This window comes from Gluconobacter sp. OJA (assembly GCF_039638325.1).
GTDB classification, from domain to species: domain Bacteria; phylum Pseudomonadota; class Alphaproteobacteria; order Acetobacterales; family Acetobacteraceae; genus Gluconobacter; species Gluconobacter cerinus.
The window spans coordinates 655,244-668,248 of record NZ_JBDIWI010000002.1; the positions used below are offsets into that span (position 1 = coordinate 655,244).

General features: G+C 56.0%; 12 protein-coding genes. 6 read left to right on the forward strand and 6 right to left on the reverse strand.

Translation table 11 applies throughout. The features are described 5' to 3' along the window. Positions 1-7: 7 nt before the first annotated feature. From ABDK75_RS13445 to nagA, 4 genes are read left to right on the forward strand one after another with little or no spacing between them, the layout of a single operon-like run. A complete protein-coding gene (locus ABDK75_RS13445; RefSeq protein ID WP_346006121.1) occupies positions 8-961 on the forward strand; it encodes an SIS domain-containing protein in 954 nt (317 codons plus the stop codon). Between the two features lie 3 nt (positions 962-964). Next, positions 965-2,251: a D-tagatose-bisphosphate aldolase, class II, non-catalytic subunit gene (locus tag ABDK75_RS13450; RefSeq protein ID WP_346006122.1), complete on the forward strand. Its 1,287-nt coding sequence runs from the start codon at positions 965-967 to the stop codon at positions 2,249-2,251. Then, positions 2,248-3,528 (forward strand): glucose/galactose MFS transporter, encoded by a 1,281-nt coding sequence (gene gluP / locus ABDK75_RS13455; protein ID WP_346006123.1) that lies wholly within the window; start codon positions 2,248-2,250, stop codon positions 3,526-3,528. Before ABDK75_RS13450 ends, gluP begins: the two co-directional genes overlap by 4 nt. Continuing rightward, entirely contained in the window at positions 3,525-4,634 is a 1,110-nt protein-coding gene (gene nagA / locus ABDK75_RS13460) for an N-acetylglucosamine-6-phosphate deacetylase (protein ID WP_346006124.1), read from the forward strand. The genes gluP and nagA overlap by 4 nt, the downstream gene beginning before the upstream one ends. A gap of 26 nt (positions 4,635-4,660) precedes the next feature. Here the strand turns inward: nagA and ABDK75_RS13465 are convergent, their stop codons facing one another. Then, complete coding sequence (locus ABDK75_RS13465; protein ID WP_346006125.1) at positions 4,661-6,406, reverse strand: alpha-glucosidase; 1,746 nt, start codon at positions 6,404-6,406, stop codon at positions 4,661-4,663. 207 nt (positions 6,407-6,613) lie between these two features. On the opposite strand from ABDK75_RS13465, the gene ABDK75_RS13470 reads away from it, so the two are divergent. Beyond that, positions 6,614-7,258 (forward strand): D-sedoheptulose 7-phosphate isomerase, encoded by a 645-nt coding sequence (locus ABDK75_RS13470; RefSeq protein ID WP_346006126.1) that lies wholly within the window; start codon positions 6,614-6,616, stop codon positions 7,256-7,258. Positions 7,259-7,314: 56 nt separating this feature from the next. Here the strand turns inward: ABDK75_RS13470 and ABDK75_RS13475 are convergent, their stop codons facing one another. From ABDK75_RS13475 to ABDK75_RS13485, 3 genes are all read right to left on the reverse strand, one after another. Next, positions 7,315-8,220 (reverse strand): GDP-mannose 4,6-dehydratase, encoded by a 906-nt coding sequence (locus ABDK75_RS13475; RefSeq protein WP_346006127.1) that lies wholly within the window; start codon positions 8,218-8,220, stop codon positions 7,315-7,317. A 205-nt stretch (positions 8,221-8,425) separates the two neighbouring features. Further along, complete coding sequence (locus ABDK75_RS13480) at positions 8,426-8,593, reverse strand: hypothetical protein (RefSeq protein ID WP_167386170.1); 168 nt, start codon at positions 8,591-8,593, stop codon at positions 8,426-8,428. A gap of 78 nt (positions 8,594-8,671) precedes the next feature. Next, positions 8,672-10,174, reverse strand: a complete 1,503-nt coding sequence (locus tag ABDK75_RS13485) for a carbohydrate porin (RefSeq protein ID WP_249211396.1) — start codon at positions 10,172-10,174, stop codon at positions 8,672-8,674. A 302-nt stretch (positions 10,175-10,476) separates the two neighbouring features. On the opposite strand from ABDK75_RS13485, the gene flgH reads away from it, so the two are divergent. Continuing rightward, a complete protein-coding gene (flgH, locus tag ABDK75_RS13490; RefSeq protein WP_346006128.1) occupies positions 10,477-11,223 on the forward strand; it encodes a flagellar basal body L-ring protein FlgH in 747 nt (248 codons plus the stop codon). A 59-nt stretch (positions 11,224-11,282) separates the two neighbouring features. Here flgH and ABDK75_RS13495 read toward each other — a convergent pair whose 3' ends face one another. Beyond that, positions 11,283-12,530, reverse strand: coding sequence for a hypothetical protein (locus ABDK75_RS13495; RefSeq protein WP_346006129.1), 1,248 nt, complete (start codon positions 12,528-12,530; stop codon positions 11,283-11,285). Positions 12,531-12,533: 3 nt separating this feature from the next. Next, complete coding sequence (locus ABDK75_RS13500) at positions 12,534-12,968, reverse strand: biopolymer transporter ExbD (protein ID WP_086633119.1); 435 nt, start codon at positions 12,966-12,968, stop codon at positions 12,534-12,536. Positions 12,969-13,005: the final 37 nt, after the last annotated feature.

Sequence of the window (13,005 nt, forward strand, 5' to 3'; positions counted from 1 at the left end):
TTTTCTTATGAACGCTACCGAGCGCGGTATTCGCGAACAGTTTCCCCTCTGGAACCAGGTAGACATGCAGGATGTGCATCCGGACCCGGAGACTTTCACGGTCGTCGTGGGATGTGGAACATCCGTTCATATTGCGGATTCAATCGCAGCAAGCCTGAACGCCAACGGTGTGTTTTCCCGTGCCGTTGCAGGGAATGAGTGGACACGCCGCCCGCAGGATTATGTGCCGTCCTCAATCCGCCCAAACATTCTAGCTCTTTCACGCAGCGGAGAGTCGACTGAGACGGTCGCCGCTGCCATCGAAAGCCGAAAGAACGGGCTCCACGTCACAGCTTTCACCTGCGCGGAAGAGACCAGTCTCGAGAAGAACGCAGACGAAACCGTCTTGGCCGAAACCCATGCGGAAGAAGGCATCGTCATGACAGCGTCGGCCAGTCTGATGCTGCTGATGGGTCTGCGTTATGCGGGTATTTCTGTCACGCCGGAAACAACAAAGGCTGCCGAGGAGCTCCTTAACGCCGCAGATCCGCAGCTCAAGGCCTTGATCGAAGGCCGTTCCCATTTCGTGTTCCTGGGCGCTGGTGCGCTTTATGGTGTTGCCCGCGAAGGCTCCCTGAAGCTTCAGGAAATGAGCCTGAGCCAGACGGAAGCGCATCATCCTCTGGAATACCGTCACGGTCCGATCAGCCTGATTGATGACAGCTCTCTCGTCGTCTTCCTGTACCACCCGGACACGCTGGAAGAAGAGAGCATTCTTGCCAAGGATCTGATCGGCAAGGGCGCACGCGTTCTAGGCATTGGTGGCCCCGGCACCGTCTCTCTTTCCGTTAAGGAAGGCGGAGATGTACGCCCGTTGGTCGTTCTGCCAGTGCTTCAGCTTTTCGGCGAATATGTCGCGCGCTCGAAGGGATTGGATACTCTGGCCCCTCGTCATCTGACCAAAGTTGTGACGATCGCCTGATTCATGAGCCTTTCTCCGTTCCTGAACCTCGTTCGCCAGACGCACGATCCAGACGTTCCGAAAGCCCAACGTCAAGGACTGATTTCTGTCTGTTCCGCACACCCATTGGTGCTGGAGGCAGCACTTCAACGCGCTGCCCGGACCAAGAGGCATGTTCTGATCGAGGCGACCTGCAATCAGGTCAATCAGGATGGGGGTTATACTGGCATGACCCCGGCAGATTTCCGGGATCTTGTGCTTGGAATTGCCGCTAAGGTCGGCTGCCCGGCGCATCTTGTTCTGCTGGGCGGCGACCATCTTGGCCCCAATCCATGGAAATCCCTGCCCCCGCAGGAAGCCATGGACAAGGCCCTGACCATGATCGAAGCCTTCGCAAAAGCGGGTTTCGTCAAACTGCATCTCGATGCCAGCATGGGCTGCGCGGGCGAACCGGTTGCGCTTTCCGATGAAACCGTTGCCGAGCGCGCCTGCGCCCTTGCACAGCGCGCCGAAAGCGCGGCTCCCGGTCAGGCCGTCTATATCATTGGAACGGAAGTCCCTGTTCCAGGTGGTACGGCTGAGGCTCTGGATCATCTGGAGCCAACCTCTCCGGACGCTGCCACTGCAACACTTCAGGTTCACGAAACGCTGTTCCGCCGGGTTCTGGGAGATGATGTCTGGAGCCGCGTGATCGGGCTTGTCGTTCAGCCGGGCGTAGAATTCGGTGTGGAAGATGTCGTGATTTACGACCGGCCACGCGCGCAGTCCCTCTCGGCCACGCTAAACCAGATGCCGGGCCAGATCTTCGAGGCCCATTCGACCGATTATCAGCCCCTCCCCGCCCTGCGCGCGCTTGTGGAAGACGGCTTTCTGCTTCTGAAAGTCGGACCGGGCCTGACCTTTGCCCTGCGTGAAGCCCTGTATGGGCTGGACGGCATCCGCTCCGTCCTTCTGCCACAGCAGGAAAGCCTGCGGGCGCTTATGGAACGGATCATGACCCAGCAGCCTGCGCAGTGGCGTGGCCATTACGAAGGCACAGAGAGCAAGCTCGCCATTCTCCGTCACTATGCTTACAGCGACCGTATCCGCTATTACTGGCCTCAACCTGATGCGGAAGCCGCCGTTGAAACGCTTCTGCGCCAACTTGAGGAAACAGGGCTGCCAGATCCGCTTCTGAGCCAGTTCCTGCCTGTGCAGTACGAAAAAATCCGCGACGAGCTGCTTCCACGGCAACCGCGCGACATCATTCTTTCCGCAATCGACACAGTTCTTGGCCTGTACGATCAGGCCTGTGGAGCAGAAGTGACATGAACCGTTCCCCGGACAGCCTGACTGGCTCATACGGCCTTGGTCCACTTGGTGTTGCCGCCGCCATCTTCTTCATGATGGGTTTTGTGACCTGGCTGAACGGGCCACTGATCTCGTTTGTCCGGGTTGCGTTCTCACTGGGGGACATCAGCGCCTTTCTGGTGCCTCTGGTCTTTTACCTGTCGTATTTCCTGTTCTCCATTCCCGCATCGTTTGTCGCCCGCTCATTGGGTTTGCGCCGCGGTCTGTCCGGGGCGCTGGTTTTGTGTGCGGCAGGCGTGGCCCTCTTCGGGCAATTTGTCTCCATGCGCATTTATGGCGGCGCACTGGCTGGGCTTCTGGTGCTGGGCTCTGGCCTTGCGCTGATGCAGGTCGTCATCAATCCGCTGGTCAGCCTGCTTGGTCCGTCCGAACGGGCCGCCCAGCGTATTGCCATCATGGGTGTCTGCAATAAATTCGCCGGCATTCTGGCGCCTATCGTCCTGGCCACAGTCGTCATGGGCGATATCGGGAATGTCGCTGAGAAAGTGCAGCTTGCAGCAACACCAGAAGCACGAGACGCCATTCTAAACAGCTTCGTCCATGCCATTTATGCGCCCTATATGAGCATGGCTGTCGTTCTTCTGGTTGCTGCAGTGGGCGTGATCTTTTTTCCTCTGCCGGAACTCCAAGCCCCGCCGCTCCCAAGCGTAAGCGGAAGTACAGATAAGATTTTCCGGCCGCATCTTGTCTTCGGCATTGCGGCTATGTTCATCTATGTCGGCATCGAAGTCATGGCGGGCGATGCCATTGGCACATACGGGCAAGGCTTTGGCCTTCCGCTAAGCGAGACCAAGTTCTTCACCTCCCTGACCCTAGCCGGAATGCTGGCGGGTTATGTTGCCGGGTTCGTCGTTGTTCCACGCATCATCACGCAGGAACGCTTTCTTGAGTTCTCCTGCATTGGCGGCTGCATCCTGACCATTGCGGCCTTCCTGACGCATGGTTACGCCTCTGTACTTTGCGTCGCTCTGCTGGGCGCCACAAACGCCATGATCATGCCGACGATCTTCCCGATTGCCATTCGAGGCGCTGGCCCTTGGACCCCACTGGCTTCGGCCCTGATTGTTATGGCGTATAGCGGCGGTGCGATCATTCCGCAGATCTATGTCCTGCTAAAGCCTTATGTCGGGTTTCAGGCAATGTTCGCCCTCCTCGTCCTGCCATCCTATCTCGCAGTTCTTTTCTACGCTCGCCGCTACGGACAGACGGGCCTTCTCCCACTGGACCAGAAACAATGACGTCTCATCTCGATGGAAATCTCGTACTCCGGAACCGGATCGTCGCCGGTCGCGTGACCTTCGGCACCCATATCCACGATCTTGAGCCGCTGAAAAACGCTGGCAACCGCTACATTCTTCCGGGCTTCATTGATGGACATGTTCATGGTGGCGGTGGGGCAGATACCATGGACGGCGTGGAAGCCATTGAAACACTGTCCCGGTTCCACATGTCTCACGGCACGACGACCATTCTCCCGACAACCATTACGGCCCCCTGGAATGACGTAATGAATGCCCTGAGAGCTGTCGCGGAAGTCTGTGAACGCGGGGTAGAAAACGGTCCGCGCATTCATGGAGCCCATTTGGAAGGGCCGTTTGTCAGTCCCCACAAGCTGGGTGCGCAGCCTCCCTTTGCCATTCCGCCCTCCCCTGACCGGGTTCAGGAAGCTGTCGAAACCGGGTGTGTCCGCGTCGTCACGCTTGCTCCCGAACTGGACCATGCAGAAAGTGCCATGCGCAGTTTTGCAGCGGCTGGCGTAAGGGTCAGTCTCGGCCATACCACCACAGATTATGAAGGCGCCGAACGCGCCATCTGCCTTGTCTGTGGAGCTGGCGGAACCGTTGGTGCGACCCATCTTTTCAATGCCATGTCTGCAATTGAGGGGCGCAAACCCGGCCCGGTAACGGCACTCATGTGCAGCGACACCGCGTATGCGGAAATGATCTTCGATACCTACCACGTGCACCCCGCCAGCTTTCGTCTGGCCTCACGCGTTATGGGGGACCGCCTCCTGTTCGTGACAGATGCCATGCGGGGAACAGGTGAACCGGAAGGCCCCAGCAGTCTGGGTGGACAGGACGTCCTGATCCAGGATGGCGTTGTCCGCCTTCCCGGCGGCTCTCTGGCAGGAAGTGTCCTGACCCTTGACCAGGCTGTGCGCAACGCCGTGCAGGCCGGGAAATCACTTCCGGAGGCTGCACGGCTCGTCAGCACCAATGCAGCGACTTATCTTGGCCTTCATGATCGGGGCACAATTACTCCCGATCTCCTGGCCGATTTCACCGTTCTGGATGACACGCTGCAAATCGCAGAAGTCTGGGTTGGTGGGCAACGAACTTTTTGAGGCTGCCTAACTGAGCAGACGTTTCTTCAGATGTCTGCTGGTGGTGCAAGTCGATAAACGCCTGCATGCCAGGGCTTCAGCTCAGGTAGCACGTCCGCTGCCTGAGCTGATGCGCTGTCGATCAGAACCTCAGATATTTTCAGACCATGCGGCAGAATATAGTGTTCCTTTTCCCCACACATATTGATCAGAACAAGAAACTGCTCGTCCTCTAGCGTACGCGTAAACGCAATGACCGAAGGATGGTCTGGATCAACATCTTCAAATGTACCGTAAATCAGCGCCTGATGCGTAGCGCGCAGCTCAATCAACCGGCGGTAATAGTTCAGAATGGACCCGGGGTCAGCTTCCTGCTGGGCCACATTGATGTCCGTATGATTCGGATTGATCCGAAACCACGGCACACCAGTCGTAAACCCGGCACGCGACGTTCCATCCCATTGCATGGGTGTTCGTGCATTATCCCGACTGATCTTTGACAGGCTGGACAACACCTCCTTTGCGGACATTTTTCCAATACCGACAGTATTGTCCCAAATGCCCCTGGCATTGATGTCCTCGAAATCCTCGATCCCATCAAACCGGATATTCGTCATGCCAATTTCCTGCCCCTGATAGATATAGGGCGTCCCACGCCGCATCAGGAGCATTGTTGCCAGAGCCTTGGCTGATGGGCCGTGCCCTTTGGGCGACGGATCCCCAAACCATGAGACAGATCGTGGGTTATCATGGTTTTCCAGAAAGGATGTCAGCCAGCCTTCTGGGCCAGACGACGTATCTTCCCCTCTTAAAACCGCTTTGAGATCCTTGATCGTCCAATCCTGAACCTGCCAGTCATGGCGACCAAGGCGAACAATTTCGAAGTGGAAAACCATCGTCATTTCCCCTCGGCTTTCCTCTACAAAAGCCGGGGTCTCATCAAAGGGCACACCAAAAGCTTCCCCAACTGTCAGAAGGTCCCGGCCTGCAAAAACCTCCCGATGCATGTCCTGTAGATAATCGTGCACTTTGGGGCCGGTGACATAGACATGCTCAAGGCTCTCCATCTCAGCCAGCGTCAGGTCTCTGAGATCAGGTAGCTTGGACAGAAAGCATATCGCGTCCAGCCGGAAGCCTGCGACGCCCCGGTCCAGCCAGAAACGCATCATCTCGTACATTTCTTTCCGGACTGCCGGATTTTCCCAGTTCAGATCAGGCTGTTCGCGAGCGAAATAGTGCAGATAATACTGTTCCGTTGTCTCATCTTTTTGCCATGCGCTTCCACCAAAGATGGACAGATAATTATTGGGCGGTCCGCCATCCCGGCCATCCCTCCAAATATAGAAATCGCGATAGGGATTTTCCCGACTGGCGCGGCTTTGGCGAAACCAGGCATGTTGGTCACTCGTGTGGTTAGCCACGATATCCACAATGAGTTTCATTCCACGGGTATTTAAGCCTTCCACCAGCCGGTCAAAGTCTTCCATGGTCCCCTGAAGGGGATCGACTTTGCGGTAATCCCGGATGTCATACCCGTTATCAACATTCGGGCTGTCATAATGCGGGGCCAGCCAGATCACCTGTACACCCAGAGATTGCAGGTAATCTAACCGACTGATGAGGCCCGGAAGATCACCAATTCCGTCTCCGTCGCTGTCACAGAATGAACGTGTGTAAACCTGATAGACCACGGCTTCCTTCCACCAGCGCCTCCTGTCAGGCGTATTGGCTTCACTGGCGCGAAGGGCAGTCAGGAAGGGTGCACTCGAATTGCTGGAGGATGGCTGTGACATCGGGTCTATCTCCTCACGGATACAGGCCTGCAACGAGCCACACGCAAAAAGCGTTTCAATCTTTAACGCACAAGTTAGCGAGACTGCTTTATAGGTCAGCGGCTTGACAGATGCGCCCTGAGCCAGTCTGTCTCTGTGTCATGCCGGTGAGCCTCAAGAAGCATTACCGCCGCTTTTTATATCGTATTCCAGGAGCTGTTGACCCTGATGTCATCGATCCAGACATCCACCCTGCTGAATGACCTTCCTGCTTCCGAGCGGAATTATATGCGGGACTATCTTAACCAGTCGGCAGAAACGATGGTGGCGTTCTCAAAGGACGACGCCTGCTCCGAGATGATGGCAGGAATTGCTCTGACCATCATGTCAGCTCTGCAGGATAATCGAAAACTTCTGGTTGCAGGCAATGGTGGAAGCGCCGCCGATGCCCAGCACATTGCCGGTGAATTCACGTCACGCCTGATGTATGATCGCCGACCACTAGCCGCTATTGCGCTGACAACGGATACATCCAGCTTAACGGCTATTGGCAACGACTATGGTTTCGATCACGTCTTTTCCCGGCAGGTTCTGGCTCTGGGGCGCAAGGGGGATGTTTTCCTCGGAATCACAACGTCCGGACGTTCGCCGAATATCATAGAGGCACTCAAGGCTGCGCGCGCGCAGGGTGCTATAACCGTCGTCTTTACTGGCCATACATCCGTGGACATTCCCGAAGCTGACTTCGTGCTCCGCGTGCCTTCCGCATGGACGCCCCTGATCCAGCAGATGCATATCACCGCCGCACATATTGTTTGCGCCTTGGTTGAACGGGCACTGTGCCCACAGTCCGCCGATCAGGAACAGCACTGAGCACAAGCCAGCAGGCATATTTCAGTCTCTGTCTGCTGGCTCAAAATTTTGAACGGTCAGGACCGTACACGCCAACGCCAATCGTTCAGAACTTCCTCAAGAGTGTTTTTCCAGGAAATCTGAGCTGTCCATCCCAAAATGCGTTGAGCTTCAGAAGGGTCCCCCACCATGTTCTGCAATCCTGACGGCGTCGGATGAGTAGAATCCAAACGGACTTCAGCGTGCACCCCCGACAATTCTAGCAGATCATTCAGCATGGACTGTACGGTTCGGGTCTCACCACTACAGATGTTCAAAATCGTACCATCCGCAGGAGCACCCTCTAACGTCAGGGCATCGATATAGGCGTCACACGCATCCCGGACGTTTGTAATGTCGTATCCGACATCCGGGTGGTTGATCGTAATGCTAGTCTGCCGATGCGCCTCAATCCGAGCGACCTGAGAGGCCAGAAAGGGTAGAATGGCATTCACATCCTGGCCGCTTCCAGCCTGTGTAAAGGGCCGCATCCTTACAGCATGCAGGCCTTCTTTCGCCATCATTCCTACAGCCATGTCCGCGGCCGCCTTGCTGGCAGCATAAGAATTCAACGGCGCCACGGTCGCCGCTTCGGTCAAAGGAACGCCCTCTGCGAAAGAAGCGCCGTAAATTTCAGCTGAGGAGACATGCACAAATCTGATGTGACGGGCGTGTTGTTGAAACGTCTCCGCCAGATTCATCGTGCCATCAAGATTGACCTGCCAAGCGCGCCGCGTGTCCTGACTGGCTTCCAGAACCGATGACACAGCCGCAAGATGAATGCAGGCGTCAGGGCGTGTATCCTGCACAACACGCTCTACGGCCTCACGATCCAGAAGATCCAGTTGCCCTTCAATCAGAACATGATCGGGCATCCGGTCTTTAAGGCGTGTTTTGAGATGGGTACCGACAAACCCAAGACCACCCGTCAGAAGAATTCGCATCGCCTGCACTCACACTGGCCGCCCTGAGGGACCACGGGAATTAGACAACGTGAGAAGCGAATTTTCCGAAACAGGCGGCATTGATCATTCTCCCATGCTGACGGATCTGAGGACCGAACAAAGGTACGGCCGCTCCGCCATCCCTTCGTTCTCGACCACATTCAGCCACGGGGCAAGAGAGCAACTCTTGTGCAGGGGTACCGGATCAGTTCCCGAGGGAACGATCAACAGAGCGGCCAGCGCGTTCAATCGGGCCCTTCGGCGGATCAACGGTGTCACGCACCTTTTCACCGAACGTCCGGTGGTGTTCGCAGGCCGTCAACGTCACGCAGGACACGGAAAGGGCCAGAAGAAGCAGTATCGATTTACGCACGTGGAGTAATCCTCCGAAAAGACGGTGAAGCCATCAGAAACGATCAGCGCCGTTTCCGGTTCCCTGCACGTAACGAATTCAGAAGATTTCGATATGACTCTTGAAGCCCATCATAACGGCATCCCGTAAGTTCACCTGCCCGTTCGGGTTATGGTAATATTGGAGATCAGGCTCAAACGTCATCGCACGGCCGATTGCGAACGTGTAGTTCAGCTCTGCAACTTCCTGATGCGTCTGCAAGCCCGTCGCCCGATAAGGCAGAGACTTGCCGGCAGCCAAAAGAATCCGTTCAGTTCTCTGCACACCTGACGCGATATGAACATACGAGACCGCCAGTCCAATCGAGTCTGACGGTCGGGCAGCCCAGAAGCCTTTCCAGGTTGCTCCCAGATAGATCTGCCGATCCCTGAGTGCCGTTCGAGGCTCGTTCAGTACAACGCCCCCCATAAGCGTGACACCGCCCTGTGGGTTAATTCTGGAGCCTTTGATCCGCTGGTCTACCATCAGCCAGGTGGACCACGAACCGCTATGGCGGGCAGCGGAATATCCGCTATCCGCATACGGGTTTCCCAACGTATCCAGAAAGTTCTCAGATCGCCCCATCGTCTCCACGGCTATGCCAAGTTTGTAATGGCCCGGATACGCCAGCTCTCCGGAAGGGCGACGGAAGATGGGCTGCCATCCGATTTCTACGGGAAAGATTTCACCAACAATATTCGAGCCATTCAGCTTGAACCCTGTTCTGTGTTGCGCGACCGAATAAATGCCTTCTTCCGCAAAATAGACACCCGTCTCGACATAAACATCCCGCCGCCAGGGACGCCCTCTCACACGCAACGCCCAGACAGACGCCGGATAAGAGCTGTAATAGGCGCTGTCAGAAGCACCTTTGGGCCGACCGCAGAAGCTATTGTTCACGAAGGAGCAAAACACAGTACCGGCGGCAAAATCTGATAGCTGGGACATACGCCCCGCTGCGATTGCCAGTCGGTTCTGGAACAGGTGCTGCTCCCCATATGCCATCACAAGATGCACCACGACGTTTCCGCCACCACCGTAGGTTTCCTGACTGTGAGCCAGCCAGTCTCCAAACATGCGGTTAGCTGTTGTGCCGTAGCGCCCGATGAAAATCACATGAGTCGCAAAGCCCTGAAGCTTCGCCAGACGGTTCCAATCCGTGACAATATTCAGAGCATACTGGCCGGCATTAGACGCGCCCTGCTTGTAACCATACCCTTTGGTCGGAGCCGTCACAGCGCCCATCATCTCGTTCATATTGTCGAACTGGGCAATCGTTCCATGGCGTCTCAACCAACCATGAGCGTCATTCACAAAAGGAAAAAGCGAAGGCGGAGCAGACAGGTTTCCGGCAAGGTCTTCATAGGCCGACGCTTTAGGCAAAAGCTCCGCAGCCCCTGCTGACAACGGTGCAGCCTCTGTTTCCCCACTGGCCTGATCTGACGCCGTACGTCCTTCGGGCGAAGACGTTTCAGACGCCGGTTCGGCAGCCATGGCGCCACCGGCCGAGGACAGCACACATACGGAAACAGCAACACGCATCATACGCCGCACAACGGCCATGCGGCTTTCTCCCGTATCGCTTTCTACGTGATCGCTTATCGAACTATCACCGCTCAAAAATGAATTTTCCTTGATGTCGCTTCAACCCACCCTGTTTATGCACACGACGACATCAGCTTCCATCCTGCAAATGCTGCCCCTTGCACGGCATGAACCCTAGACGTGGGATAATATGGATATTGTAACTTTCACAAACCGGAGAAAAGTGCGCTAAAGGGGCCGTCCAGGGGCAGAGTTAACCCGTTTTTTACGAAATATATGTTTGGGTCGTTTTATTCATAACAAACGGAATTGCCCCACACATGCTGCTTCCATCTCGTCATGCTGTGCGTTGCCTGGGGCTATTGGGGCTGATTCCCGCCCTCTCCGCCTGTAACTCGCTGGCCCAGCTCTCCGAGGTTGGTCGCCCACCCCGCATGACGTCAATCACCGACCCCACATTGGCAGCCAGCTATCGTCCGGTCACAATGCCAATGCCGCCCCTGCGTCCCCCTCCGCAAGAAGCTTCCAGCCTGTGGCGAAGTGGCAGCCGTGCATTCTTCAAGGACCAGCGCGCCTCTCAGGTCGGAGATCTGGTCACGATCATTGTGGACATCACCGATAACGCTGCTTTCAATAACGGCACGACGGCCAATCGGGCAGCAGATGAAAAATTCGGAATCCCAAATCTGTTTGGCATCAAAGGACGGGTAATCAGCGCGGTAACAGGCGCTGACAGTCTCAACACAGCAAGCAGTAGCGATAGCAGCGCGACAGGAAAGATCATCCGGAATGAAACCGTAACCCTTCGTCTGGCAGGAACCATCACTCAGGTTCTTCCAAACGGCAATTTTGTCGTGATGGGAAAACAGGAAGTCCGGGTTAACAGCGAGCTACGCGAACTCGGGGTCAGTGGCGTTGTCAGACCACAGGACATTACGGCCGACAATACTGTCACTCACGACAGAATGGCAGAAGCCCGCATTTCGTACGGTGGCAGAGGGACCATTACGCAGATCCAGACGCCGCGCTACGGACAGCAGGTCATGGACTCGATCCTGCCTTTTTAAACAAAAAAACGCCGGGAATAACCCCGGCGTTTTTCTTGAACTTGTAGCTCTTATCCAGCTCAGTGAGCGGCAGGACGAGACAACAAGAGAGCCCAGAGTTCAGCAACATCCTTTGCAGGACCATTACCGGTAATGGTTTCAAAAGTCTTGATGGCATCAGCCTTATGGCCTGCATCCATCTGAGCCATGCCAAATTCGACCTGAGCCAGATCCGGATAGTGCGGATTTTTGCCCAGGCCCGTTTTCATCAGGGCAAGACCCTGATCAGCCTGACCGTTCAGAACGAGATTATAACCCGTTGTCAGAGCAGGACCGGCAGAAGGGTCTGTGGCAGCAGAAGCAGTAGCCTGTGCAAGCTGTGCACGATCGGCAGCAGCACGCTGTGCAACAAAAGCATGGAACTTTGCATCGCCAGCAGCTGTCGGACCGTTACCCAGAGACTTGTTGGCGTAGCCCTGATTGAGCAGGTTCAGCGCAAGCTGGGGAAGACCCAACTGCACAGCGCGCTCGCCCATATCTTGGTAATCAGACGGATCCTTCAAGACACCCGTCGCCAGACGCAGACGCTCAACATAGAAAACCAGCGGCGGTGCCAGATTAGGATTTGCGACCAGATCATGGATCAGCATCGCCCAATAATCAGGCTTGGAATAATACTTGGCCAGCAGGACGTAAGCGTGCGTCTTGGCGTCCGCATCCTTCAGGTCCGTATAAGCCGTGGCAAGCATCTGAAGCTGGTTTTCGGCAGGAATCTTACCTGCCTTGATCGTCTCGTCCACCTGCTCCTGAGCAGCCTTGGCCGTTCCCTTCCAGTCACCCTGAAGATAGTAGCACTGGATCAGCATGGTCTGCATGCGCGGATCGGGCCCGTGCTCATGCAGATAGCGCTCTGTCGGCGGAATGGCAGCCGCATAGTTTTTGGCGCCATAAGCCATGGTTGCCTGAGCCATCAACATTTGACCCTTGGCAGCCTTCGGCGTGCGAGAGCTATTGATGAGCACATCATACGCCTTCGTTGCCGCAGCCACGTTACCGGACTGAGCGGCAACCGCTGCACGCATCTGGGCAATGGTATAGGATTCGTAATCCGTCTTGCCCTTGACCGCATCTGCGGCATCAACCGCAGCCATGGCTTTTTCATAGCTCTTCGCGGCAAGAGCACTCTGCGCCTGCTGAAGATCCTTGCCGACAGCTTGGCCCAGCACATCATCAGCATGGGCAGCAGGCCCAGCAACAAGAGCTGCACCAATAGCGCCAGCCAGCAGAAGGGAGCGGGCGCTCAGACGGCGGTTAAGGGACAAAGACACGAATTACTGTCCTTCCATGAACTGATCCAGACCGACGATACCCAGCTTGGTCACGCCGAGACGCTGAGCGTCAGCCATGACGTGGGCAACCGTTTTATAATCGGCAAGACGGTCAGGATGAATGTGGACTTCAGGCTGATCACCTTCAGCAGCAGCGGCCTGGAAATGGGCCTGGAGTGCTGCTTCCGAGTTGACCGGCTCGCTGTTCCACGAAATGCTGTTGTCGTAGTTGATGCTAACAGTCACCAGCTTGGGCTGTTCGGTAGACGGCGGAGGATTGCCCTGAGGCAGATCGATCGCCACCGAATGTGTCTGCAGCGGGATGGTGATGATCAGCATGATCAGCAGCACCAGCATCACGTCGATCAACGGCGTGGTGTTGATATCGACGATACCTTCGTCTTCGTGCGTGCTGTCCGATCCGACGCTCATGCCCATGACGGCGGTTCTCCAAAAGGGTGACTTGAAAGAGGTT